Origin of the sequence: Sphingobacterium gobiense (assembly GCF_002980575.1) — a bacterium.
GTDB classification, from domain to species: Bacteria; Bacteroidota; Bacteroidia; order Sphingobacteriales; family Sphingobacteriaceae; genus Sphingobacterium; species Sphingobacterium gobiense.
Genome location: NZ_PVBS01000001.1, coordinates 1,438,564 through 1,465,220 on the forward strand (window position 1 = coordinate 1,438,564; position 26,657 = coordinate 1,465,220).

At 41.4% G+C, this 26,657-nt stretch carries 25 protein-coding genes; 8 read left to right on the forward strand and 17 right to left on the reverse strand.

The features are described from left to right. Positions 1–85: 85 nt before the first annotated feature. From C5749_RS06270 to C5749_RS19610, 5 genes are all read right to left on the reverse strand, one after another. Positions 86–2,548, reverse strand: a complete 2,463-nt coding sequence (locus tag C5749_RS06270) for a phosphocholine-specific phospholipase C (RefSeq protein WP_105724018.1) — start codon at positions 2,546–2,548, stop codon at positions 86–88. A gap of 1,038 nt (positions 2,549–3,586) precedes the next feature. Next, positions 3,587–4,168 carry a thermonuclease family protein gene (locus tag C5749_RS06275; protein ID WP_105724020.1) on the reverse strand — a complete coding sequence of 194 codons (582 nt, stop codon included), beginning with the start codon at positions 4,166–4,168 and terminating at the stop codon, positions 3,587–3,589. A gap of 24 nt (positions 4,169–4,192) precedes the next feature. Further along, positions 4,193–4,858, reverse strand: a complete 666-nt coding sequence (locus tag C5749_RS06280; protein ID WP_105724022.1) for a response regulator — start codon at positions 4,856–4,858, stop codon at positions 4,193–4,195. Positions 4,859–4,870: 12 nt separating this feature from the next. Further along, positions 4,871–6,556 (reverse strand): tetratricopeptide repeat-containing sensor histidine kinase, encoded by a 1,686-nt coding sequence (locus C5749_RS06285; protein ID WP_245893640.1) that lies wholly within the window; start codon positions 6,554–6,556, stop codon positions 4,871–4,873. A 74-nt stretch (positions 6,557–6,630) separates the two neighbouring features. Then, positions 6,631–6,786, reverse strand: a complete 156-nt coding sequence (locus tag C5749_RS19610) for a hypothetical protein (protein ID WP_181151297.1) — start codon at positions 6,784–6,786, stop codon at positions 6,631–6,633. A gap of 415 nt (positions 6,787–7,201) precedes the next feature. Here C5749_RS19610 and C5749_RS06295 point away from each other — a divergent pair, with 415 nt between their 5' ends. Continuing rightward, positions 7,202–8,143: a hypothetical protein gene (locus C5749_RS06295; RefSeq protein WP_105724026.1), complete on the forward strand. Its 942-nt coding sequence runs from the start codon at positions 7,202–7,204 to the stop codon at positions 8,141–8,143. Positions 8,144–8,243: 100 nt separating this feature from the next. On the opposite strand, the gene C5749_RS06300 is transcribed toward C5749_RS06295, so the two are convergent. The 8 genes from C5749_RS06300 to C5749_RS06335 form a co-directional block, all read right to left on the reverse strand. Further along, a complete protein-coding gene (locus C5749_RS06300; protein WP_181151298.1) occupies positions 8,244–9,713 on the reverse strand; it encodes a TlpA family protein disulfide reductase in 1,470 nt (489 codons plus the stop codon). Between the two features lie 26 nt (positions 9,714–9,739). Then, on the reverse strand, positions 9,740–11,137 hold the full coding sequence (locus C5749_RS06305) for a RagB/SusD family nutrient uptake outer membrane protein (protein WP_181151299.1): 1,398 nt from the start codon (positions 11,135–11,137) through the stop codon (positions 9,740–9,742). A gap of 11 nt (positions 11,138–11,148) precedes the next feature. Beyond that, complete coding sequence (locus C5749_RS06310; RefSeq protein WP_105724032.1) at positions 11,149–14,487, reverse strand: SusC/RagA family TonB-linked outer membrane protein; 3,339 nt, start codon at positions 14,485–14,487, stop codon at positions 11,149–11,151. A 35-nt stretch (positions 14,488–14,522) separates the two neighbouring features. Then, entirely contained in the window at positions 14,523–15,533 is a 1,011-nt protein-coding gene (locus C5749_RS06315) for a FecR family protein (protein WP_105724034.1), read from the reverse strand. A 70-nt stretch (positions 15,534–15,603) separates the two neighbouring features. After that, the gene (locus C5749_RS06320; protein WP_105724036.1) at positions 15,604–16,194 is read right to left on the reverse strand and encodes an RNA polymerase sigma factor; all 591 of its coding nucleotides are present in this window, start codon (positions 16,192–16,194) and stop codon (positions 15,604–15,606) included. 290 nt (positions 16,195–16,484) lie between these two features. Next, entirely contained in the window at positions 16,485–17,096 is a 612-nt protein-coding gene (locus C5749_RS06325) for a class I SAM-dependent methyltransferase (protein WP_105724038.1), read from the reverse strand. A gap of 726 nt (positions 17,097–17,822) precedes the next feature. After that, positions 17,823–18,305 (reverse strand): hypothetical protein, encoded by a 483-nt coding sequence (locus C5749_RS06330; protein ID WP_105724040.1) that lies wholly within the window; start codon positions 18,303–18,305, stop codon positions 17,823–17,825. A 35-nt stretch (positions 18,306–18,340) separates the two neighbouring features. Continuing rightward, on the reverse strand, positions 18,341–19,489 hold the full coding sequence (locus C5749_RS06335; RefSeq protein ID WP_105724042.1) for a zinc-dependent alcohol dehydrogenase: 1,149 nt from the start codon (positions 19,487–19,489) through the stop codon (positions 18,341–18,343). A 233-nt stretch (positions 19,490–19,722) separates the two neighbouring features. On the opposite strand from C5749_RS06335, the gene C5749_RS06340 reads away from it, so the two are divergent. The 4 genes from C5749_RS06340 to C5749_RS06355 are packed head-to-tail and all read left to right on the forward strand — an operon-like array spanning position 19,723 to position 21,794. After that, entirely contained in the window at positions 19,723–20,166 is a 444-nt protein-coding gene (locus tag C5749_RS06340; protein WP_105724044.1) for a DinB family protein, read from the forward strand. A 10-nt stretch (positions 20,167–20,176) separates the two neighbouring features. After that, a complete protein-coding gene (locus tag C5749_RS06345) occupies positions 20,177–20,902 on the forward strand; it encodes a helix-turn-helix transcriptional regulator (protein ID WP_105724045.1) in 726 nt (241 codons plus the stop codon). Between the two features lie 53 nt (positions 20,903–20,955). Further along, positions 20,956–21,414 (forward strand): GyrI-like domain-containing protein, encoded by a 459-nt coding sequence (locus C5749_RS06350; RefSeq protein ID WP_105724047.1) that lies wholly within the window; start codon positions 20,956–20,958, stop codon positions 21,412–21,414. A gap of 5 nt (positions 21,415–21,419) precedes the next feature. Continuing rightward, on the forward strand, positions 21,420–21,794 hold the full coding sequence (locus C5749_RS06355; RefSeq protein ID WP_245893641.1) for a DUF1801 domain-containing protein: 375 nt from the start codon (positions 21,420–21,422) through the stop codon (positions 21,792–21,794). Between the two features lie 186 nt (positions 21,795–21,980). Here the strand turns inward: C5749_RS06355 and C5749_RS06360 are convergent, their stop codons facing one another. Then, positions 21,981–22,430, reverse strand: a complete 450-nt coding sequence (locus C5749_RS06360; RefSeq protein ID WP_219847909.1) for a DoxX family protein — start codon at positions 22,428–22,430, stop codon at positions 21,981–21,983. A 323-nt stretch (positions 22,431–22,753) separates the two neighbouring features. Here C5749_RS06360 and C5749_RS19930 point away from each other — a divergent pair, with 323 nt between their 5' ends. Continuing rightward, positions 22,754–22,927, forward strand: coding sequence for a GNAT family N-acetyltransferase (locus C5749_RS19930; protein WP_105724049.1), 174 nt, complete (start codon positions 22,754–22,756; stop codon positions 22,925–22,927). Between the two features lie 124 nt (positions 22,928–23,051). Here the strand turns inward: C5749_RS19930 and C5749_RS06370 are convergent, their stop codons facing one another. After that, positions 23,052–23,435, reverse strand: a complete 384-nt coding sequence (locus tag C5749_RS06370; RefSeq protein ID WP_105724051.1) for a winged helix-turn-helix transcriptional regulator — start codon at positions 23,433–23,435, stop codon at positions 23,052–23,054. A 155-nt stretch (positions 23,436–23,590) separates the two neighbouring features. Here C5749_RS06370 and C5749_RS06375 point away from each other — a divergent pair, with 155 nt between their 5' ends. After that, the gene (locus C5749_RS06375) at positions 23,591–23,926 is read left to right on the forward strand and encodes a DMT family transporter (RefSeq protein ID WP_105724053.1); all 336 of its coding nucleotides are present in this window, start codon (positions 23,591–23,593) and stop codon (positions 23,924–23,926) included. 210 nt (positions 23,927–24,136) lie between these two features. After that, positions 24,137–25,222 carry a Gfo/Idh/MocA family protein gene (locus C5749_RS06380; protein ID WP_105724055.1) on the forward strand — a complete coding sequence of 362 codons (1,086 nt, stop codon included), beginning with the start codon at positions 24,137–24,139 and terminating at the stop codon, positions 25,220–25,222. 55 nt (positions 25,223–25,277) lie between these two features. Here C5749_RS06380 and C5749_RS06385 read toward each other — a convergent pair whose 3' ends face one another. After that, positions 25,278–25,721 carry a KTSC domain-containing protein gene (locus C5749_RS06385; RefSeq protein WP_105724057.1) on the reverse strand — a complete coding sequence of 148 codons (444 nt, stop codon included), beginning with the start codon at positions 25,719–25,721 and terminating at the stop codon, positions 25,278–25,280. Between the two features lie 60 nt (positions 25,722–25,781). After that, positions 25,782–26,654 carry a lysophospholipid acyltransferase family protein gene (locus C5749_RS06390; RefSeq protein ID WP_105724059.1) on the reverse strand — a complete coding sequence of 291 codons (873 nt, stop codon included), beginning with the start codon at positions 26,652–26,654 and terminating at the stop codon, positions 25,782–25,784. Positions 26,655–26,657 lie beyond the last annotated feature (3 nt).

Consider the following 26,657-nt stretch of genomic DNA (forward strand, 5'->3'; position numbering starts at 1 on the left):
TATTTTTCATTGAATCTTCATGAAACTTTTGGTAATATTGAACAGCCTCCTCGGGGTATTCATTGAGCTTTTATGAGTTCAGCAACTACACGATTCCGCCCATTAACGGATCGGTGATACTATCGTTGCCATTTTCTACACGCCCGCTATACCTACGGATAAACGACGTCTGAGGAATGGTCAATGCTAAATCATACCAGCGTTTATTAGCTTTAGTTCCTATTTTAATAATCTTTGTATCGCTTGGTTTAAATATGATCTGTTTCCTTTTTTTGGTATAAGAATCGTAAATTTCTAGTGAAAGGCCACTGTTCTGTTTATTGGTAACTTCAAAAACAATTTCTTCTTTAAGAAAATCATAACGTTGCCGAATAGCGATAGGCTGCTTATACTTTTCACCAGAAAAATAACGATAATAACCATTAGGCCCATGTATGGCTAGCGCGTAGTCATTACCCGAGAAGTCATCTAGAGACCATTGGTAGTCAATCTCTTTACCAGCTGACGTAGCAAAGGACCAATTCGATTTTTCATGATTATAACCATAGGCAAATACATTGAATGCTCCACCTAAAGCTTTGTCTGCAAAGAGTTGATCGGAAGCAATAAAGTGTAAAGTAAGCTGATTCGCTGTAGTTTCTTCATCTACATATAACTCGTAACACAGCGCATTTGAAGGTTTCGTCCCTTTTTCCTGTCGAGGGAGCGCGGTAGTTTTTTGCCCTTGGCTGATAGCGGCGATGGCAGCCGCGTCTAATAGCGTAAATTTATTGGGTGCTGGCTTGTCCCGGGCCTTATTGATCGCTGCTACTTGTTCGTTTCTGTTGATAAATGGAGGAAGCTTCTCCTTCCCTCGCTGAAATGGTCTAAAGGCAGAGGAAAGATTGCCAGTTATGGCTCTTCGCCAGCTGCTGATGTTGTCTTCCAGAATATTTAGGTTGTGTTTTTTATTTAGAAAGTGCTCCATAAATTGTATGGTTGATGTGATGTCACAGACTTCGGAATTAACCCACCCTCCACGTGACCAGGGCGAGGCAATGATAAGCGGAACGCGGTAACCCAGACCTACAGGACCTTCTGTAGCGTTTTTTTCTCCTATACCGTATTCCAATTCCTGTTCTCTTGTGACATATTCACTGCTGTAATCCAAATCGTCACTGGTTTTTCCAGTCCCTATGTCTCCAGGTTTAGGAGCAACAAAAGGTGGAATATGATCAAAATATCCATCGTTTTCATCATAGTTTAAGATGAATATTGTTTTTTTCCATATTTCGGGATCCTTGGTGAGGATATTCAGAATTTCAGATACATACCAAGCTCCATACATCGGAGCACTGGGGTGGTCTGAGAAATTCTGAGGTGCGCATAGCCAGGACACCGTAGGAAGCTGGCCGTTTTTAACATCCTCACGAAACTGGTGCAAGACATCGCCTTTAGGGACGGTAATGATCATGTTGTCTACTTCTACCTCTTCCGTTTGGTGATAATAGGGGTCGCCTTCATTAGTCTGAAAAGCCCGTAGATGTAAAGACTTGCTAAAGCTATCCAGCTTTTCAAAATTTGTTGTATTGTACGTTTTCAGTTCATTTTGATAGCTTTCTAACTGCTGTTCCTTCTGTTGTATCTTATGCTTAAGTTTTTGATCATTTTTAGTGCCTAAATCTCTTTTTAGCTGCTGGATTTCATTAGGAAGTTCCTGGACACGTTTGTTATAGAAATCCACATGGCTTTTCTTATAACGTACGTGGTACTGTGAATACCACTCTAAATTATTATCTGTGAAGTTGCCCAACCAGCTTTCCGCATCTCCGGATAATTCATTTTGAAGACTAATTTCATTTTGATAGATTTTCCAGCTAATATTGTTTTTTTCCAATAATTCAGGAAATGTTCGCCAGGAAGCCTCTCTGCTGAAATAAACATCGGAATTACGCACCAAAGGTTTGGCGCCTTTTTCAGGGATACATTTTCCGGTCCAGAAGTAGTGGCGGTTTGTCGTTGTCCCCGTGATGGAAGAGCAAAAATGTTGATCGCAAATCGTAAAAGCATCAGCAAAGGCGTAATAGAAAGGAATATCTTCACGCGTGTAGTAACCTAAGGTCAGCGGGATGTCCCGGTATATTTTGTTGCCAGAGCGTTTAGATTCCAACCAATTGTCAAAGTTTCCATTATTCCACGCGCCGATCTGATTTTCCCAGGAATGAGGAAGGTCGCGTGTCCATGCTGCATTGGAATTTTTAATATCCAAGCGGAACGGTGCATAGGTATCTCCATTTTTATAGGACTGCAACCATACGGGACGTCCACTTTGCAAACGTAAAGCGCGAGGATCATTAAAACCGCGTACTCCCCTTAAAGTACCGAAGCTGTGGTCAAAGGAACGGTTCTCCTGCATAACCATAACAATGTGCTCTGCGTCCAGGTAGGTTGATCCATCGGCAGGGTCTATCCGTAGTGCTGCTTGAATAGATTGGGGCAATGACTGAAATAATCCGAAAGTGCCTGCAAGCAAACCGGCTTTTTTGATAAAATCTCTTCTATTATCCATGATCACGTTGTTAAACTAAAAAGGTGTCCGTATAGCACAGACACCTTCCTATCCTTAAAGATACAAATTATTTTAAAATCCACATCAATTGGTTAATGTCATCGACACCTCCAAATTGTCTCTCAACAGCAGCATCAACATTTTCTGCATTGTAGTCAAATTCAACTGTAATCACGTACAGTATTTGGTGATATGGACAGATACGCTGCAATCTCTTGATTGTAGCGATTTTCCAATTTGCTGAGCTGATATATCATTTCCTCTTTTCGGAGATAAAAGAGATAGCCTGGTGGTAGAGTACGTGCAGTTCTTCAAATTCTTGATACTCTTCGTTACTGTTTGTACTTTCCGATTGGTGGTATTGGGCATGGTAGATTTTACCTTACTGCTGACACACTGATATCATCTATTGATTTACTTTTGGATATTATCCGAACATCGATATATCTTTCTTCGCAAAACAGAAACAATGCCTGTAAAAAAGTCCGTCTGTAATTCATTGCATAAAGGTGGATAATATATATGGTCAAATTTTTCCTATATTAGGTACCGCAACCCGCCTATTTTGTTAATTATAGATTTGTACAACATCTTGGTTTTATCAATCCTAAACAAATAGAAAATATAAACGTAGTCAAAGGAGATACCGTCATCGGAACGCAAACATACTCGGGTCAAATCTATATAAAGATTAAAGCAGTATACGCTCCAAAATTTATTTCCTTAGCGGAACTGAAAGATAAATATACAAGCTTTAAAGAAATACCTGTAGTATTCATGTTGGAGGCTGATGTAATTAATTCTGATGAAGAAAGTTATTTTGTAGATGAAAATAACCTGTTAACGATAATAGTTGACAAGCTGAAAACCAATAAAGACAATGTCGAGATAGGATTCATAAAATTATTGACAAAATCCAAAGAGAACATTGAGCTGTCTTGATTTTACGGCTTCCCGTAGTAAAGCAACGATTTTGTAGAAAATAAAAGAGACTGCCGATTTCAGCAGTCTCCAGGTTAGAATTAATAATTGGGAATATTATTCAGGCTCTTTTCTCCACAATCCTTGTTTCGTCTCGCGTGCTCGTTTTTGCAGATCAATAAACTGCTCAACATATTTTACATTGGGTGGATAGGTATCGACTACGGCGTACCCTTGTTCGATCAAAGAGGCGTTGAGAAACGTCCCGTCTTCTAGATAAATATAGGCTAGCCTGCGCTTATACCGATCCATAGCTTGTACATCGAACTCCAGGCGTACCCATTGATACTCTGTTTTAGACCGAACGTATTCTTTGGATTCGGAAGCAAAATATCCTTTCTTCTTCCAGCGGGAGTTCCTTGTTTCGGGAGCATCAATACCGATGAATCGTACTTTGAACGACTCCGTCCCGTTGTCTACCCAGAAGGTATCCCCATCGATAACTTTAGTCACGTAGGCAAAGCCTCTTTTCCAGCGTTTGTTTTTTTCTGCGCGCGAAGGTTCGCTTTCATGGAGTGCGCGAGTGACGTCTCCGGTTTCTCCTTTGACACTATAAACGTAATCTGACTGGCTCTGACAGGCTATACAGACATAACAAAACAGCACCGATAAAACGGTAAAAATGTAACGGTTCTTCATCGTGCAAAGATAGACTTCGGTGTGCTAAATAATGCCGACATCTTTACAATAGGCAACGAGTTGTTCATTCTTTGAAAAACCTAATACTGTACGCATGAGGCCTAGTCTTTTTTCGACACTACTGAGCCCCGAAGGCTTCATATTCTTCTCTTCCAGATAGGAAGGAATGTTTTTCTGTGGCACACCTTCTGCCAATAGGGAAATAATATAAACATCAAAGGCCGTGAATTCATGGCTATGTTTTTCCTTTAATGACTCTTTAACCTCCGGTGAATAGTAAGTTCTATTGCTATAAACAGTTTGTAAAGCTTCTTTTAGATGTTGTGCATCACGACGTGCCTTACGGACATAGCCATCAATAGTCTCCTGTTTAAATAGCTCGTCGATAATATTGGAGCGTGCTTCGGCTGAAAGTACGATTATTTTTAAATCCGGCTGTATTTGTTTTACCGCGTTAACGAGTTGTGTGCCGTGGGTGATCTGCTGTGGTGTATTGTCATCCTCAAAAATGAGATCGGTAATTAATAGATCATAGGGTTCGTCCTCGTGCAATGCCTTTTTTATCCAGTTTAATGCATGGTCACAGTAGTAAACATATTTTGTGTCTTGAATACCTAAATCATGCAGTGTTTTCTGAACAGAAATATTGGCTATTTCGTGGTCTTCTGCAATCAATACTTTTTTAAACATATGCATCTTCTTTTAGGAAATGGGAATAGCGATTTCTATTTTCAATCCTTTTCCCAGTTCGCTAGCAAAAGTAATTTGACCTTTTATATTTTTCATACGGGAAACCGTATTCTTTAAACCATTTCCTTGAGAATTTACATTTTTCATCCCAACACCGTTGTCTTTGTAGTAAATTTTTAAATGTGCATCGATTTTCTCAAAACGGATGACCACTTGATCTGTGTTACTATGTTTCCGCATATTGACCATGAGCTCCTGTAATACATGGCTGATTTCGGTTTTTATATTTTCGTCCACATCGTCCCAAAGTTGACTTTCATTCCCTACGATGAGTACTTTGTGTTGCTCATTGGCAAATGATGTCAAAAGTTCGGTTATCTGTCGGGCATAGGCCTGCTCGGCTGGTAAGGATTCTTCGGCTTCACAGGATATATCACGGGATTTATGGTAAACACCTTCCAGTTTATCCAAAATTCCTTCCCGATCGATATTTTCTTTGTTTTCTATTTCGCTCATCACCCGGTAGATGCCGTTGGCTACTACATCGTGAACTTTACGTGAGGTTTTGAGCTGGCTGGCTTTGATTTGATGCTGTGCTTCTAGCTCTAGGCGTTGCTTACGCTTTTTATACCAAAATCGGCCTCCTACACTGGAAAGTAGCAATAAAAACACAAGGCTTCCGGTAAAAAATCGTTGACGGGTAAGCCTGTTGATTTTTTCTGCATTTTCTTTCTGTAATCGCAAATTATCGGCCTTGTTTTTTTCTACTTCGTAACGTATTAGTGCGAATTGATTCTTGGCTGCAGCTCGAGCTTGTTGCAAGCTGTCCGTCAATAACTGGTAGGTATGAAAATATTCCTTTGCCTTTCCTTCTGGACTCAGTTCAATGAGTTTACTTAATGCATGGACTTGATCATCGGGACTTTGTATTTTCTGAGCGGTTTCGTACATCTTTTTTGCATACCATAGCGCGGAATCGGGGCGTACATCAGCGTAATAGTCTGCGAGATGGACGTAACTGGCATTTAACCCCCATAGATCGTTTTCCTCTTTTCGGATAGCCAGCGATGTCAGCAATTCTTCCGCGGCTGGGTATGTCGGGTCAGCAAGCCATTTTGTTCTGGCTAAATTTGATAAGACGCGGGCATATTGTTTCCGATTATCCTTAACCTTATCATAGATATCCGCATAAATCTGTACGGCTTTGTCGTAATTTTTAAGATTCTGATAACAAATCGCCATATTGTTCTGATAGATTAGACCATTCAAAGAATCTTGGGAAAATTGGAGTGCTAATTTATAAAATACTAAAGCCTGTTCGAAATCATTGAGTTTTCCCGTCGCAGCCCCAAGATTGTTATAGTTCGTACTTAGGTATATGTGATGTTTGGGGTTATTTTTGCTTAGATAATCTACTGCTTGCAAGGCAGTTTCCTGTGCGCCGAAGTAATCGCCTTGGTCTTTTTGTGTAATAGCCATGTTTATTAGACAGTTTGCTACATTCAAACTGTCATTTGCTTCTATATAGACATCCTTCGCTTTATTGAAAGCAAAAAAAGCACTATCCGAAATTCCTCGATCTAAGTATTCATATGCGCTATCCGTATCTGGATTATATGTAACCGAGGTTTTATTCTGATGGTTTTCTGAACAAGAAATAAAAACGAGAATAGCAATATATATAGGTAATGACTTCACTAGGGTTTGTTTCCACTAAATTATTAAGAATAATCGGTAAAACAAAAAGGCAGCGGATGCTGCCTTTCAAAAAATTATGGGTTATTTGGTTGCGACGGGCGCGGTGGACGCGGTGTATCTGTTTCTCCTCCGTGATCGCCAGACTGGACAGTCTGCTGTCCGCCTTTATTACCATTGTGTGCTGAATCATTTCCTTGTCCAAATAATAGAGCTAAAATTAAATACCACATTTTTCAAAAATTTAAAAGTCAAAAACTTGGTAGGTCCTCGTGCCCTGTGCACGGGATTGCTACGATTGTTTTCAGAAGGCCTTCTGAATTTTTGGGAAGTGGGAGCTTCTGTCGCGGGAGGCAATAACTGCTTCCCAAACCGGCTAATGTCTACCGCGACTTCTTCTCTTTTCGGAATCTCTTTCGTATCTTTCCTGGAAAGAACTGGTTGATGTTTCAACTGATTCCGAAAGCAAATTTATGACTAACAAAACCCTACAAGCCAATGTTTTACGATGTTTCCGACATTTCCGGAATCATTCCGAATATTCCGACACATTGCTGAAATTTCCGATGTTTTTACGTTGGTTTTAGGCTTGTTCGGTTTACGGATTTCCGTAATTTCCGACAATCTGATTGATTTATTTTTGTAATAATGTTTGAAAAATTCCAAACGGCGGTGAGAAACGCCTACCTAGATTTAAAGAACGAAGGGCAGCTCCATTTCGATAGGGCATGGCCTTCTCCAGGAGAACTTAAGTCGTGGTGCTTAAAGTGTTACGTACAGGGGCTTAATCCAGATGATGAACTCGTGTTTATGCGTTTTTTTAATCGTGAACAGGCAACAGAGGATCTCGCCGCGATTATAGAAGGTTTTGATTTGGACAAGCTACGTCCGCTGCGAAATTTTATAAGTGGTGATACGCAGAGAAGACCCGACGAAAATATTGTGAAGTTGCTAGCGGTTTTAATAGACTTTAAACCTCGCCCCTATAAAGCTTCCCACTGGGACGAACATGTATACACGGATAGTTTGAATAACGAAGAAGAAAATCCTTCGACAACAGGTTCGAGATACGGAGATTCATTTGCAGAGCCCCTTAGCACAGATGGAACTGAAAAGGAAGACCATTGGCCAAAAGCTATTGAACAGGAACAGGTTGAAAATCTGGAATATAAAAAGGCGCCGCTAAAGGCGATAGAAATAAAAAGAAAATCGAAAAATAACAAACTATTGTACGTGGGGGTCGGTTTAGCTATCGTGACGGTGTTATTTGTTGTTTATAATATATTTACGCCTGCGAATTGTATGTGCTGGAATGGGGAGCGTTATGTAGAGGTGGATTGTCAGGATAAAGGACAGCCTTATCAAGTTATTGGGCTCGACAAAAATAAATTGATCCATTTTCAGAAAATTACGCGTCCGGACACGTTGAACCGTGAGCATGTAGGAAAGGTTTGGTATTCTAAAATTAATAATGAAGTGGAGTTTTTTACATATCCGGGACATCACCCGATAGAATACGGTAGATCGCTAAAAGCGGCCACAGAACATATTATTGATAGATATGCGGGGGAAGATACAACGGACGAGTGATGTTTGTACAATTTGGTGCTAACATCGTTATTAAACAACAAGGGGTCAGTTCGTCGACGAACTGACCCCTTGTGTGTTATTAAAAAACCTGAGTACTGTGTTAACCTTTATGCGGTTTTTTTGCTGATTCAATCAGCTCGTGCATTTCCATTTTGATGTAATCTACATTCGGCGAAGACCCCGTTAGAAAATAACGGATATTTCCTTCCTTGTCAATAATGAATTTGGCGGGAATACCTTTCACCCCGTACTGCGCCGCCATATTTTGGCCCGATTGCGGATCTTTCTGGTCGTCGTATAACACTTCGAAGGGATAGTTATTCTTTTCGATAAAGGCAGGAACTTTCGTTTTGTAGTCTTTGTCGCGCTCCCAGGTATTGATAAATAGGAATTCCACATCCGGATCTGCCGCATAGGATGCCTGTGCCGCCTGCATGCCTGGGAACGAGCGGATACAAGGTTGGCACCAGGTTGCCCAAAAGTCCAATACCACAACCTTCCCCTTCAGGCTGGCCAGGGAGACTTTTTCGCCTTTCAGATTCAATAGCTCGAAGGCTGGGGCAGGTTTAAACGTTTCCATTTCTTTGATATGTGTACGGATAGATTGTTTCAGCTCTTCTTTTAGATTTGCGTTGAACCGCTCGTAGCCCGTCATGGATCCGTTGAGATCGGCGTAAAGTTTCTTCAGCTGATCTTCTACACCAAATTGACCTTTTGCGTAAAGCCGCGTAAGAATGTTGTACGCTTCCAGTTTACGATCTAGTCCGATTAATGACTTATAGTACACCGTGGATAGGGCGTCCGCTTGCTGCGGTGCCACCACCAATGCCTTTTCGATCTGCTCCACTGCCTGCGCATATTGCCCTCTGTTTACCAGTATATCCACGTATGCTGACATAGAACTGGCATAACCCATAGCGGCGAACCTCGCTTTGTTATCTTTCTGTTCTTCTGGCAAGGATATAAAGTAATATGCATCATCCATAGCCACCTTGAGTAGAGGAGTCGCATTCGTGGTATCTCCCTGAGCCAATAAGGTTGTTGCGACAGGTAGGTACCCGTTTCCTCGCCAGAACCGTTCCTGCATGGTTTCGAGATATTGGGTTGCTTTCGCTGCATTGCCATCTTTGGCGAAACTTTGCGCCAGTGTTGCAATGGCATAATCGTATGTAAGCCCTTCGTCGGGAAAGTTTTTAACCGGCCATTTTTTTAGCAGTTCGTTATAGGCCTTTTCTTTTGCCGCTGTTGTTTCGGCTTTGTAAAATGTGTTCTGGATAAACGCATCGCGTGTGATGGCACCCTTCGGAAATTTCTTGACGGCAATTTTTTCCAGGTCTTGCACTTTCGCATCCTGTTCCAAATTGCGAAGTATATTTAACGTGGAGCGGTATTCGGCTTCCGTTTTATAGCTCTTGGCTTCCCCCACTAATGCGGTAGCTAAAGAGTCCTTCTGTGCTGCAGAGCCCTCAGTGATAATCGGAAGGTATTGCTGATACCGATCGGCTGGCTTTTGCTGACCGTAACTTACGGTGGCTGATAGCGCAAGGGCAAAAATTAGTGTGGTTTTCATATCTTTCATTTTTTTGAATGTATTATTTAATCCTCGTAACCTAAATTCTGTGTTAAGAGGTTATTAGCCAGACGTTGTCCATTTGGTATAGGAAATAGCACATCGGTAGCCTGCCAGTTTGGTTTTATAGGTGCAAGTACCGCTGTCGCGCGGTCTGTCCGTTTCAAGTCAAACCATCTATGGCCGTACTCACCGAAAAGCTCATGAAGACGCTCCGTTTCTATGGCGGTTAGCATTTGCGTCGCCGTTAAGTTGCTGCTTACGCCTTCAAGTCCGGCGCGTGAGCGCACGGCATCGATATCTGCTTTTGCACCTGCACGATTATCCTGGTTTGCTCTTGCTTCGGCTCGGATAAGGTACTGCTCGGCAAGACGCAATACGACGTGATACTCATTGCCTATTGTTGGGCTCGTAGATTTGTATTTGGTAATGGTGTAATATACCTTCTCACTAACAGTTTTAGGTGTTATCCAATTAAGTTTTCGCAGGTCTTCCTCGGGCGCCGTTTCAAAACTCTGGTAATGCCTGTCTGGTAAGGTGTACGCTGGAATGCTTGTCGCCCCCGCAGCGAAATAGTTTGCTGCAAACGTCGTTACCCCATTGATATTAGCCAGTTGAAAAATGATTTCTCCGCTGTTGTTAGTAAAACTTACGGATGGTGCCGGCATACTGTACAGATCTGTGGCTGCCAGTACTTTGCTGGCATATAGCTCCGCATTGACATAATCTTTACGGTATAGGTATACACGGGCCAAAAGTGCGCTGGCGGCATGTTTATTTACTCTACCCCGAAATGTACCTTTATAGGCAACATCCAGTTTGGTCTCCGCATCTTTTAAATCGCTGAGGATTTGTTCATAAACGCGATCGGTGGCTGTGCGCGGTAGCACGGCACTCTCAAATACCCCGCTATCGTCGGCGGTGTATAATGGGACATCGCCGTACAGGTTAACAAGATATAAATAGGCGTATGCGCGTATAAACTTTGCCTCACCGATTAGCTGGTCCTTTGTAGCAGGTGTTAGTGCGTTAGACGCTTCTAAGGCAGCTACGGCGTTGTTCGTGTTCTTTATCAGTTGATACAGGTTACTCCATACATTGTTAACAAGACCGTTAGTGCTTAGCAGACCATTTGTATAAAACTCCAACAACAATGCATCGGCACCATTATATTGAAGGTCGTCAGCAGCAACGCCAGTATATAGGGAAGCCATACTGGAAAGGTTTGCATTGTTTGCGTTTCCGGTTGCTGATACATATAATCCCAATATGACACTCTGGGCACCAGCATCCGTTAAAAAGCCGTCTTGATATTCAATCTGCGTCGGAGGTGCACCCAACTCTACAAATTTAGCACAGGAAACAAAAAGCGAGCTTCCTATGATGACAGATAGTGGTATGATGTTATTTAAAAATCTTTTCATTTTGTTGTTCATTAAAATTGACAGTTAAACCCAAAGACAATAGTACGCAATGGCGGAAGAACTTGGCTCAATGTGCCTGTACCTAGCCCCGGAGGGCCGCCCTGTATAGTTGTTTCCGTATCCAATACATATGGATTTTTAGCCCAGGTAAATAAATTTTGTCCCTGTACAAAGATACTGCAGTTGGACATTTTTGCGCGAGATGTCCATTGGGTCGGCAACTTATACGTCAAATTGATCGATCGCAGCTTGATATAGGATGCATCTCCGTATACCGCATTAGAACTTGTAAATTGATTGTACGATGTATAAAGAGGGTTTCCGGCCGTGGTTGTCGCGGCAGGAATCTCCGAACCCGGATTGGAATCTGTCCAACGGCCCAGCCAGTAATCGTTCTGATTGACAAATGCGCCCGGACGTGTATTCAATATCTTGGTCACACCAAAGCGATGGTTGAATTGGAAGAATACGCCCAACTCGAGACCTTTATAAGCAAAGGTATTATTAAACCCGCCATAAAAAGGTGTACCTAAATCGGCTACATAGCGATCATCAAGATTGATGGTGCCGTTACCATCCCGATCTTCATAGGATGCCCGTCCAGTAGCTTCATCAACGCCTAAATAGTTGTATAAACGAACTAAGTTGATGGGTTCGCCGACTATAAAGCTATTGGCATAAAATGTATTTTCGATGCCATCGAATTCAAGTAGTTTGTTTTTAAAGAACGTAAAGTTTGTCGATGTCTTCCAGAAGAAATTATCCGTCTCGATGTTGGTTGAGCTGAGTTCTAATTCTAAACCTGTGTTTTGAATGAGTGCAGGAACATTTGTTGTGTAACTATTGTATCCGACCTGCGTTGGTAAAGTTGCAAACGACAGCTGATTGCCGGAGCGGTTCCGAAAATAATTTGCCGTAAACAAAATCCGGTCGCGTAGAAAGCCCAGATCTAATGCGAATTCCAGTTTCTTTGTCGTCTCCCATTGGATATTAGGATTCGCAAGCGTGACTAGGTTCATCGAAGGACTTCCCAAATAGGCTGTTGTAGAGCTTAGTAGGGAAAGATGGATGTAGTTTGAAATTTGATCATTACCAGTCGAACCGAAGCTACCCCGTATCTTACCGAAACTGAGTATGCGATTGCGGTCTTCGAAAAAGTCTTCATTCGTGAAGACCCAGCCCAAACCGATAGCGCCAAAGTTTCCAAAACGGTTGTTTGCTCCAAATCGAGACGATCCATCACGGCGGAATGTTCCGTTGAAAAGGTATTTTTGTTTCCAGTCGTAATTCAATTTTCCAAACACCGCATTGTACTTATAGTATACAATATTGTTACTCGCCGTGTAGTTTCCGGCGGCACTTAGCGAACCAAGTAAAGCTTCGTTCGGGAAATTAGATGCATTTGTCGTTTGCGTGACCGACGAATTTTGTTGGAAACTCGTTCCGATTAACGCGGTTAATTGGCCTTCGCCCAAAGTCGCGACATAATCTACTGTAGGCTCAATGATCCAGTTTTGTGACTTCGTATTGGAGAAAGATGCTGAACTCAACGGATTGTTCGCTGGATTCAAACTCGAAGCCGGTGTTTGGCTATTTTGATGTAGTTGGGTTGTCGTATAACCAAAGTTGGCCTTCGCTGTTAGACCCGGCAATATCTTGTAGCTTAAGTTGGCCCCGGAAATTAGGTTATTTGTGGTGCCAATATATTTTCGATTGATCATGGCTAGGGGATTGTTGAAAGAAGATCCCGTTAACCAATAGAGCGCGCCGTTATCATCATAAAGTGGGAAGTTAGGCGGAAGGTTATATAACGAGGTGATATCAGAGCTCGGCATATCCGATTCGTCGTTTGCATAACTTGCTGAAATCGCGATGTTGAACTTGCCATCGGAGGTAGTATGATCCAAGTTTAACCTCGAGGTAAAACGGGCATTCTGACTATCGCCCACGAATACTGTGCTCTCCCGTCTATATCCTGAATTGAAAAAGAACCGTGTGTTGTTATTTCCGCCAGACATGTTGGCCTGTAGATCTGTGATATGTCCCCGGTTTCCGATCAAGAACTTTTGCCAGTCGGTCGATTGTGTTTGATCCCATAACATTAAATCAGGTGCGTTAGCAACTGATGGTGTTACGCCATCATTCGCGAATGCTTCTTTACGAAGGGTCAAATAATCTTCTAGCCCAAGCATGGGTATAAAGCGATTTACCTCGGTGTAACCCGTGTTGGCGTTTACGCCGATGCGCGTACGTCCAGACTGTCCTTTTTTTGTCGTAATCAATACAACTCCATTTGCGCCCCGACTACCATAAATAGCGGTCGCATCGGCATCCTTTAATACGTCGATACGTTCAATGTCTGAAGGATTTATCATCGCAAACGGGCTTAACCCGCCTGAGGAGCCCGATATACCGAAGGCATTAAGGTTGTCTGTAGCGGGCGCACCGCCATTAAAATTGGTAAACGGTACACCATCGATCACATAAAGTGGAATGGAACCAGACGAAGTTGGACTTAGGGACGTCTGGTTACGAACCTGAATCTGTACCGCACTACCAGGTACGCCATTATTCTGCGCGATCAGTACTCCTGAAAGTCTGCCCGATAATGCAGCCAAGGGATTTCCGACAGGTTGTGTTTCAATATCTTTGGCCGTAATGGAAGCTACAGATCCCGTATTCATCCGTTTTGTGGTCGTGCCGTAGCCAACGACCACAACTTCTTCGAGCCCTCCGATTTCTGGCTGTAAATGGAGGGGTTCGCGATTTTCAATAAAACGTTTTGCCGGCATTTCTATCGTTTGATAGCCTATAAAGGAGAATACCAGCGTTAAATTGTCCGCAGGTAAGTTTAGACTCCAGATGCCATTTTCGTCGGAAGCGGTATTTGTCTGTATATTTTGAAACTTGGGATTTCGCCAATCTTTGATCAGGATGGTCACGCCGGCCAATGGTGTACCATTGGCGTTGAGCACTTGTCCATTAGCTCTCGATTGTTGTTGCGATTGTTGCTTCGTTGGCTTTTCTTTGATCGCAATAATGTTGTTATTCAATAGTTCCCATGTAAGGTTACTACCGCTCAACGACTTATCGAGAACATCTTTTACACTCATATCGCTACCCTGAAGATTAACCTCTGACGTTGGTAGCATGCCCTTGCTGTAAAATATTTTGTAACTACTCTTCGCATCAATGGATTTGAATACATCCTCCAGTCGGCCGCGTTTGATCGATACGTCTATCTTTTCGGACTGCGAATATGCAGCCCCATGGATGTGGGTTGTGCTCAAACACGCTAAAAAAATAGCCAGCCGAACTTCTTTGCTGATGTGTGGTAAGAATTTATTCATAAATGGAGTTAATTATATATGGATATTGCTTTTATTTAAAAAATTTCGATGTTCCCGTCGCTATCCTTTTTTATCTGGAAAGGTGATACTACACTAAGCCCCCTGAGTATATTATCGATGGTCTCATTTTCGAACGTTGCGGAGTACAATTTCTGTCCGATGGTGGGATCTGCAATCTTGATATGCACCCCATACATCCGCTGTAAGCGTAACGCGATCTGCTGGAGTGACTCTTCATGAATGGTGATTCGGTTTAATGTCCATTCTGTTTCCAGCGCACTTCCATCGGTTTCAGAAATTTCAAAAGGTTGTATGGTAATTTCCGGTTGCTTTGTCACTAATTTGCCCGTGTTGACGGGTACCGTGTTTTTGGGCGTTGACACCGCTGCCTGCCCGGTAAGTGTAAATTTTTCACGTGGTGCTAGAAAATAGGTGTTTTGTTTCTCGCCCGTTTTCCATATTTCTATCTTACCGTGCACCAGTGCGGTTTCCGCAATATCATCTTCTTTATAATCACGCACATTAAAAGCGGTACCGTGTACACGGATTTCCATACGATCTGTATGGACAAGAAAGTGCTTATGTTTATCCTTCGCGACATCGAAGTAGGCTTCTCCTACCAGTGTCACTTCCCTCGTCGCTGCGTCTTTAAATGTGCGGGGATAAGTAAGGGTACTTGATGCATTTAAGGTAACCTTAGTGCCATCTGGGAGCGTGAGCTGCCGTTGTTGTCCAGCGGCTAAGGTAATTTCATGCTCCCCATCAAACGGCGTGTCTATAAAATAGGAATATACGCCTATTGTGCATATGAATAAAGCAGCAATTGCAGCAAGATTACGCAGGACACGAGCACGCTGACTTTTTTGTGGCAGCGCAGATTCCACCTGCGCGAGATTGTTGGCCAGATCGGAATCAGATATCTTATGCGTAGACTGCTTGGCTTTATGTAGATAGAAGCTATCCAGCCACAGTGTCTCCTGCCTGCTTAATTTTTCGCCTGCATGGTACTTTTGCAGGATTTTTTTAGTGTCTAGTTTGCTCATCATTATCAGGTACTGGCCCCATATTTACGACGGTCAGTTATAGAAGAGACGGGCAACCTACGGAAAGGGAGTACTATAAAATTGAAAATAGTAAAAAAAGTATAGAAAATAAGAGTGCAGTAAGCTTTGTTCGAAGGTATCGTAGTGCATTATGCACTTGTTTCTTTGCCGTTGTCTCCGAAATAGACAGTTTCTCGCCAATTTCGCGGTAGCTTAATTGCTGTTCGCGGTTCATTTCGAAAACTTCGCGCGTACGGGGTGGTAAATTAGACTTATTTTCTTCGATCAGGGCTAAAAGTTCGCGTTCGAGTACGGATTCTTCGGTATAACACTGTCCGTTTCGCTCGAAATCGGCCAATTCGCCTAAATATTTGTCAATCACTTTTTCATGGCTGATGTGATCAAGTACCTTATTGCGTACCGCTTGATAAAGATATGAAATTGCAGAAGTTTTGATATGCCAGGTCTTATGTTTGGCCCATATGGTCAGGAATACATCTTGTATAATGTCGTTGCAGACCTCTGTATCCGGAATCATACGATATGCGTGGCGGTAGAGAGCTTCTTTATAACGACTGAATAATTCATCAAAAGCTCGATGGTCACCGGCATTGATCCGTAAAACTAGCTGTACATCATCGCTATAGGCACCTCTCTCTCGCACGGTTACTACTTTGTTACCAAATGATTATTTTTTTGTAAATCTATCTTATTTTTTAAAAATTTGCAAATACGAAATCGCATCATGTCTTTCGGACGACATCGCTCCCCAGATCTATACCGCTGAAACACACCGGGTCAACTATCTTAGCTCTCTCGAACGGAAGAATCCCAGGCACTATCCTCCTCCTCCCTAGCGATGAATATGCTATCTTCTTGTAGCAAGCGTTCCTGCATGAATTTAATAAATTCAATTATGACGATAATACAGGCAATCAATCAAGTTTCAAAAGATTATGCATTTTTGTTTTTTCTACATTTTATTAAGTAAAATGGATAATTTTCAGTTACTTCCGATACTTCAAAAAGCCCTGTACTTCCAAATTCTTCTTCTATCGTTTCCTTGTCGTAAAAGAAAATTTTAACACCACCAAACATTTCAAATCGGTCTTTACTTATGAGCGTTCCGCGTCCATAAGTTGGGGCATCTTTTGTTATAGCGGTAAATACCATATAGCCGTTTTCAGTCAATTGGTTAAAACAATCTTGGATTAGTTTTTTCCTTTCGTCTTTGTCCAACAAGTAAATTAATCCGTAACAAAATATTCCGTCAAACGATTTATCGTCAAAAGGCATTTCTGCTACCGAACCGTGATAAATTGTTAAACCATTTCCAAAATGCTTTTGAGCTAAATCTATAGCTGTCTTTGAAATTTCAATTCCTGTGACGGTCATTCCATTGTCTATGAAAACTTGTGCATTCCGTCCATAGCCAATTCCCGGAATAAGTAAATTTTTTATTTTATGCTCGACAAAAAAATCCTTTGTCAGAACAGCGGATTTAGCCGGTTCAGATCCCCACATTTCTTGCTTGTCTTTAAATGCCTTTTCCCAAAATTCAGTCATTGCCTTACTTTATTGTTAAGTTGTATCGTTCTAAAATGCACCATAACGGTTATGCCTTCGCGAAGTTACGCCCCCCTTTTCCAATTTGCACATTTCGATATAAAAATACAGCTTTAAAGGATTACGGGTACAAATAATGAGTGTAGAGACATTGCTTCATCTGCAAAAATATGAAAGAATGCCTTTTAATCAATCTAACGCTTTCTCAGTAACTGTGAATCGGGCTTTAAAATAACCAGAATACCGCGCCATTTTCCATTGAAAATAAATCGTTTACCCATAGTTTTATTTCGAATAATCATTTGAAATGAGCAGACCATATTATACTGGTCATTTTTTTTCTAGGATTAATTTTGAATGCGCCGGTATTTTAAGATTGAGGGTGGATATCCCCGTTCTTCCCGGCGAATATGGTACGAGCCTCACGAGTGGAGACTCTTGTGCAATGGTATATCCCCATGGTGTGAGATAGTTAGACCTTGATTAGGCTGCCTAATGGTATTTTTAATAAAAAGTATGCTAAACTAAAATAAACTGGTATATGAAACGTAAAAATGGGTTTCAGCGAAATAATAGTGGGTACACCGGATATCGCGACAAACCAGATTAATTTTTACAGCAGGCTTCGAACCCTTCGCAGTCAGGAAGGATTTTTTATTGTTAACTATGTGCATCCAATATACAAGAATGGTTTAAAGCTACGTGCCTACGGGCATTCGTTCCTCCTTAGCTAGGCTTACGCTTTACAAGCACAGCTGCTGTTACCGCGAGCAATAGCCCGATACCTGCTTTTTTCATGACCGATTTTTTGTTAAGCTTCCACCGGGCCCTCCAGCCCTTTTCCAAGAGTATGTGGGGAGCTTTACCGTGTTTAAAATCATCTATAATGCCCTCGATTTCATTGATGCGATCGGCGATCAGGAGAGGAATCCAATGGCGATAACGGGATTCACTATGATTAAATGCATATCGCCGGATATGGCCGCTGATACCCTGCGGAGCTATTGTTTGGCCGAAAACCGCCGGAATAGTAGCGCGCTCGTTTGAAGTAAGTACTTCCATCGAAGCTTGTTGCTGGTCAGGACGCTCCCAAATAGTTATTTTATCTTCCGCGTCTCCCTCTTTCATGGGATAGGTGGGTTCGTTTAGTGGATCTGCATCGATTCCCCAACCTTTGACTTCCTGGTAGTTTATTTTTTGTGTATTCATATGTCTAATTATTAAAAGCTGATTCGACTTCTCTATCACACCGCTGAAGGTACCAACACAGGCTTTATACAATCGTCTAGCTTAGAAGAAAAAATGTGATAGGCGTCCGCCGCATCCTCTAGTGCGAAGCGATGTGTTATAATTTCTCTGGGACTTAATATACCCTGCTGCACATGTTCGATAAGTCTGGGCAATAACCTTTTGACCGAAGTCTGGCCTGCCCTGATAGTAATGCCTTTATTCACGGCGTTACCAATAGGTATGAGGTTATCCGTGGGACCATATACCCCTACTATCGAAACGATACCTCCTTTTTTGACCGAGTTGATTGCCCAGTGTAATGCTGTGGCGGCTCCTGCCTGCAGCAGCAATTTTTTACCGGTAAGTGTCTGCATCATGTTGCCACAGGCATCCGAACCTACGGCGTCTATACACACGTCGGCACCTAACCAATCGGTCTGCCGTTTGATAAAAAGTACGGGGTCTTCAATCGACTTGAAATTATAGGCTTCGCAGGGTGCATATTTTCGCACAAAGTCTAATCTGTACTCCAGATGATCGATTACGATAACGCGTCCGGCACCGAACAACCAAGCACAGCGGGCTGCCATGATTCCCACAGGCCCCGCACCAAAGACAACAACCGTATCTCCCTTTTTAATCCCGCCCATTTCGGCGGCATAATAGCCTGTAGGCAAGACATCTGTCAACAGAAGGGCATCCTCTTCGTTCATACCGTCGGGGATAACTGTTGGCCCGATATCTGCGTACGGTACCCGAACATATTCGGCCTGCCCTCCGTCGAATCCGCCCGCAATATGTGAATAACCGAACACTCCGCCAACAGTCGACGACATGGCATTGGATTCGTGGCAATAAGCGAAAAGCCCTTGTTTGCAAAAAACACACTGCCCGCACGCAATGTTGAATGGAACGAGCACGCTGTCTCCTACTCCAAGGTTATGTACTTCCGTCCCAACTTCTTGCACTATTCCAATAAATTCGTGCCCGAAGGTGGTTCCTACCCGTGTATCGGGTACCATTCCGTGATAAAGGTGTAGATCGGAACCGCAAATGCACGCGCGTGTTACTTGTACGATTGCATCACGAGGATGCTGAATTTCCGGGATTGGTTTGTCTTCTACCCTGATTCGAAAAGGGCCTCTATAATTTATTGCTTGCATATCGTCTCATTTTATTCTTATTATCTTTTTCAACTTCTGTTGTCAGTAGAATAAATAAAGGGGCCTCATTGTTTACTGGAGCTTACAAAACGGGTAGAATTACAGGTCTTTAGGTATTTATTGCATATTATATCTTTTATACGCTTCACCGAAAAAGCCGTTCAACTATAGCGACGATAAATCAATGTCGCAGGAATATGTGTATATTTATCATCTATCTAAAAGTTTGACAAATGGTACAATTTTTCAAAGAGCTCTTTGATTACAATCACGAATGTAACCAAAAATTAGCGCAGGCGATAATCTTCCTACGAGAGCAACTACCGGAAAAGGTTGTCGGATTATATAGCCACATACTTGACGCGCACCAGATCTGGAACAACAGGATTGATCCAAGAGAAAAAACTTTCGGTGTATGGCAGATTCACGACACCGCTGACTTCATAAATCTGGACCTAAAAAACTACAGGCATTCGTTAAGTATTTTGGAGAGATCTGACCTCACCCAAGTTATAAATTACAAAAACAGTACAGGACGGCATTTTAATTCCTCTATTCGGGACATTGTTTTTCATGTTATCAATCATTCTACCTATCACCGCGCGCAGATTGCAACCGAGTTCAGACAGAGTAGTCTGGATCCTTTGATGACAGATTATATTATGATGAAGAGGTAGTTTTTCCCCCATGGACAACCACAAAGATACAAAACGACTTTCACGATTAACCGCGATTCTCACCCAATTGCAAACGAAACGACTTGTGACTGCTTCTGAATTAGCGAGTAAGTTTTTAGTAAGTAATAGGACAATTTATAGGGATATAAGAGCTTTAGAGCAGGCGGGGGTTCCTATCTTGACAGAAGAAGGCAAAGGTTATACATTAATGGAGGGTTACAGAATCCCGCCAATTATGTTTACTGAAAGTGAAGCCAACGCATTGATCACGGCTGAGCAACTGATATTAAGAAACAAAGACACCTCATTCGTGAAGGAATATTCAGAAGCAATCAACAAAATAAAGTCTGTACTTAGATATAACACCAAACACAAGGCAAACTTGCTCTCCAACAGAATTGTATTCAGACAAAACTCAGGTAATAACCGAACAAGCAATTTTCTGTCAACTCTACAGTTAGCTTTAACAAATTTTAAACTTGTCAAAATCAAATATCATTCGCCCGATACAAAACAGACAACTGAAAGAACCATCGAGCCTTTTGCTATTTATAGCACACAAGAAAATTGGTTGCTTATCGCATTTTGTCGTTTAAGAAAGGATTTTAGGGCGTTTCGTCTTGACAGAATACAAAACCTAATGACACTCAACGAACCGTTTGAACCTCATAAATTAACGTTGCAGGAGTACTTTGAAATCTGTAAGGAAAAAACTTCTTCACAACCCTTGACATAGGGTTGTCACAACGCAAAGTTAGTTTTGTGGCTTAATAACAACATATTTTAAAAATGGATAACGTAAACATTGAGCCTTTTAACGTGATCGGCATTTCGGTGAGGACCACAAACGAAAACAACCAAGCGGCAAAAGATATTGTGGATTTGTGGAATAAATTTATGCATGATGGAGTGCTGGAAGCCATTCCTAACAAAATTAACAACACTGTATACTCCATTTATACGGATTATGAAAGTGACCACACCAGGCCTTACACGACCATACTGGGTTGCAAGGTGGAAAATTTAAACAGTATTCCTGAAGGAATGGTTGGCAAATCAGTTGATGGAGGAAATTATGTGAAATTTTCTATCAAAGGAGATTTAATGAAAAACTTGGTCATAAACAAATGGCTGGAGATTTGGAAAATGGATTTAGACAGACTGTTTACGGCCGACTTTGAGGTATTTGGTGAGAAAGCACAAAATCCGACAAATGCAGAGGTAGATATTTTAATTGCAGTAAAATAGACGAAATGATTGAGCAACTTCATAACTACTATTTGAATAAAGAAGAGCCAAACAAGAGTTGCCTTTTTGCATTGCGGAAGATTATACTCAGTCAGGATACAAACATTACTGAAACACAGAAGTGGGGAATGCCCTGCTTCTGTTATAAGAAAAAAATGTTTTGCTATTTGTGGACAGATAAAAAGACCGCTGAACCATATATTCTTATGGTTGAAGAAAAATATCTTGACCATCCCGAATTGGAAGAAGGTAACCGTACTCGGATGAAGATTTTCAGAATTAATCCTAACAAAGATTTGCCCTTAAAGAAAATCGAGAATATTTTACAAACAGCATTGGACTTATACAGAACAGGTGTGGTAAAGCTCACAGAAAGATAGGCAGTTTCATTTACTTCTTTATAGTTGTTTCCCAGATCATTATTTTTACAAGGTCAATTTCATTTTGGGACCGTCATTCTTCGATAATGCGCTGTAATATCTTTCTCTATTTTCCATAATTATCGTTTTTTGAACGGGATCGTTTAAAGTGCCGTGTCAAGCTCCATATTTCCTGAACTTTTGCGCTTATAAAAGAGCGTTAATTTTGTTGAACCTTTTTTGCACATAAGCCTTAATTGCACCCGTGGACCAGAGTGCCCACAGAATTAAAACCGGCTGAAAGAACAACCGCATAAGTCTTTTTTGGTCTGTATCGAGACCAAAGGCATCAATCTGATTGGTGTACTGCGAGACGTTACCGGGAAAAACAAGCACGTAGAATATGGCTAATATAGCGCCTAATGGAACTTTATATCTGCTTAAGAATATCATGGCCAATCCAAGAGCAATTTCAACAATTCCGGAGGATATAACCACAAAATCCATGAAAGCTGGGTTATCTGGCAACCACCTAGGTACCTGAGCCAAAAATTCTTCCCGAAGAAAGGTTAAATGACTTATGCCCGCAAATAACATAAACCCGCCCAAAAAGATCCTGCATATATTTTGAAGAGTAGATGTTTTTATCGAGGCCATAATAGTGCTTTCAATTAGAACCTCTTCATCGACCGAAAAGTTTTATCAATTTTGTCGTCATCCGCCAAAAGATTCGTTACACTTTCTATTTCATATTGTGGGGCACCAAGCTTATCGGGATATACCCAAAATTGCACATTATTATTTCCCAATTACACGTCAATAGCGATAACTTTTACCCAACTGAAATACCTTGAATATATTTGTGTAATTTTGTCATACACGACAAGCCAGTTAGTTGTCATTTTAGGATAACAATCCTGAACTGACCATTATCATGATTTAAAAATGGAAGCAGAATCAAGAGTTGCTCGACATCTGTCATGGCGCGCTTCGAGTTGAAAAATATTGCTGTTGCCGAGGCGTACCAAAACCAAGGCATCGGAAAATTTATGCTGGCTGATGCCGAAAAGCGGGCTTTGAGCGCTTTGCCAGCAGGAAAGATTTTTTTATCGTTAACTATACGCAGCCAATATACGAGCATGGTATACAGCTGAAAGATATGGTGATGCTACGGAAAAGAATCGGGGATTAGCTTTGGCTTGATACGTTCTTAACGTAACGACAGGTAGCATATCATTAACTTTCATGAGTGTTTATCAGCTCTAACTGGCTACAGCGTCACGTTTTATTTTTATAGAGAGTTACATTTTCTTTCCTGTTTATCGCTATTTCCGCCACTTTCTCTGCATGGGCATCGCCCCATTGTTGCATTGCATCGATGACAGATAACAGTGTATTTCCAAATGGCGTCAAAGTGTATTCTACTTTAAGCGGATAGCCCTCAAAGGATTCTTTGGTCACAATTTCATAATCCAAGAGTTCTGACAGCTGTTGGTTTATAACCCGTAGGCTAGCCTGCTTTATTGCTTTCTGAATCTGAGCTGGCCTGTTTATGCCATTCGATATGCAATCAATTATACAGGGCTTCCATTTGCCTCCGATGACCTTCATTGTGACGGATACGCCGTAGTCTAGTGCTTGTGGTATTTTATTACGGTACATTAGCTGCTTTACATTAAAACTATAAGTACGAATTTACAAATATATTTATTGTGATTCCGGTATTGAGATGGTGACAATATTATCTATATGATTCTTTTACCTCATATTTCACGCCGTTATTAGTTGCCTTAACTTTGTTAAAAAATAATACATATATGAAACATTTCTTTCTCTTTGGTGCAATTCTGGCAGAAATAATAGGTGCTTTGGCAACACGACAGTCAGATGGGTTTAGTAAGTTTTGGCCATCCTGCGTCGCCGTAGTTGGTGTCGTCGGCGCATATTTCCTATTGTCATTATCATTGAAAAGTGGTATGCCAATAGGTGTTGCCTATGGAATCTGGGCTGCTTTAGGAATAACTATACTAACAATTATTGGCGCTATCTTTTTCGAAGAGCCTTTGAGTGTCATCCAAATCATAGGAATCATCATGATAGTGGGTGGAGTTTTAGCCTTAGAGCTCGGGAAGACTAATATTGATACTATCTAGCCTGTCCAACATTTATAGTAGAAAAGATTATTAACGACAATGCATACAAAAGTATGGCAGGGCAAATAAAGAATTTTTCTTATATTGGTATAAACAATTACATTTCAACGCTATGTCCAAAATTATTTTCTTTATTATCTTGATTGGTTTTTCTAATACGATTAAAAATAGCATTATATTAAATAGAATAAACGCAAGCCTTTTGTAGCCATGAAGCCAATTTTGTTAAGCTTTTTTTTGATTTTAATTGGCCATATAGTGTTTGCTGAGGTTCCTTTACGGTTGGCCGTAGCTGGGCTAAGCCACGGGCACGTCGACTGGATTTTCAACAGAAAAGACAAAAAGGATGTGGTTGTAATTGGCATTTATGAAACCAATTCAGAGTTGATTGATTATTACGCCAAACAGTACCAGCTAGATAAAGCTCTTTTCTTTACCGACTTGCAGGAAATGTTGGATCAACTAAAACCGGACGCTGTGTCGGCATTCGGCGCTATTAGCGAACACATTGTTGTTGTACGTGCCTGCGCACCGCGACAGATCCATGTGATGGTGGAAAAGCCGTTGGCAACGACCGTGGCGGATGCCAAAGAGATAAAAGAACTCGCCGAACAATATAAGATACATGTTCTGACAAATTTTGAAACGTCGTGGTATGAAAGCAATCAGCAGATTAAGGAAATATTAGAAGAGGGTCAATTGGGAGAAATACGAAAAGTGCTAGTGAATGATGGGCATCAGGGACCAAAAGAAATCGGGGTAAGCAAAGAATTCTTGGAGATACTGACCGATCCGGCAAAAAATGGAGCGGGTGCATTGGTGGATTTCGGATGCTATGGAGCCAACTTGATGACCTGGTTGATGAATGGCGAGAGACCTCTCTCAGTAACGGCCGTAATACATCAAAATAAACCAGACATCTACAAAGATGTGGACGATGAAGCGACCATCGTTCTACAATATCCGAAAGCACAATGTGTGATTCAGGCCTCATGGAACTGGCCCTTTTCTAGAAAGGACATGGAAGTATATGGCACCGAAGGTTATGCTATAGCTCTTGATGCTACAACTTTACAACAGCGCTTACCGGGAAACAATAAAGAAGAAAAAAAGAAACTTCCCGCAAGATCGGCTCCGTTTGATGACCCATTTTCTGTATTAGCCGCTGTGGTGAATGGTTCTTTAGTATTGAACAAACTTGATCTTTATGAATTAACCATTAATTGCACCGTTGTCGAAATCCTCGATGCGGCAATGCAATCTGCAAAACAAAAAAGAACTGTATTCTTAAAATAGCACAAAATCCTTTGCTTGGGAAAGCTAGATAATAAGAAAATCGGGATTCCCGATTTTACTGATCTGTCTTTAGTACATTCCTGTAGGGATATTTGGGATATATATGCCGTTTTGCAAATCGGCTAGGTGAATCGGCATTGGCAAATTTAATATACTCATTTTTAGGGACTTTAAAATACTCGTATTTGCTGCCGTCAAAAAAGCTAATTGTCAATGTATGCGCACTCCACTCAAAATCGGCAATACCTGAATTTTCGATCGTATTTTTATAAATCGGAAGTTGTGCCTTTAGTGTTTCGGAACTTATGCTGACAAGAAAATGATATGCTTCAATTATTTCTTTACTTTTCTCCTCAGCAGCCAATAAGCCTACTTCGTCATTAATAAATCTATCGGGATGGCATTCTTTCATGATCTGCCTGTAACGAGATTTCAGCGTGCCAAGATCAGCTTCACTGCCGACTTCTAAAAGCGCTCTGTAATCAGCTGTTTTTTTCATGGGGCAAATGTAATCATTATCCTGTCAAAATATCATTCCATCTTCTCAATCGTTGTATCATCATTTCCACCGCTTATGTGTCCACAACCAACCGTATGGTTCTTCCTTGATATTTTCCGTTAATAGGTCTACGTACTTTTGGGTAATTTCGCCCTCGATCGTAGATTCCGCATTCGAGCATATTGGTACGCAGACAATTTTGTAGTTTCCTTTTGATAGCTGTGTAATATGTAGATAGATAACTGCTGTCCGCTCCTTGCGCGCTAATTTTTCCATTCCTGAAAAAAAATATGTTTCCTGATTCAATAAAGTAAACCTATACTTTTCTTCTTTTATGCGCGGACATTGGTCAGCAAGAAAAAGATAGACGGCAGGGCTTGAGCTTTTAGATAGGACATGGCGCAGAACTGCACTATCGGCTAACAACTTCATACCAAAACGTGACCTTATTTTAATCATCAGCCTGTTCATTGCCACAGACCTAAGGGGTTTGTAAACGGCATATACCTCGTGGCGTATTTTATATGGCATGAAATTTAACATTTCCCAGTTGCCACAATGCCCCAAACACGCAATGACATTTCGCCCGGAGTTTATATACTGGTCTATCACTTCCAAATTCTCAAATACTATTTTCTTATCAAGTACTTCTGCCGGAGTCGAGATACTTTTTATAATTTCGGCAAAATAGGAGACGAAGCAAGCATAGAACTTTGTTACAATTGCATGGATTTCTCCGTATCGCTTTTCTGGAAATGAACGTGCAACGTTTTGAAGGACTACCGCTTTCCTGTACCCAATAATGTGATAAGCAATGCAAAACGTGAAAGAAGCCATTATATATAGAAACCCCATTGGTAACAGGCTTGCGACGTAGGTAATAGTATAAATGCTTCTATATGCAACGGTGTGTAAGGCTTGCTTCATTTTCATTGA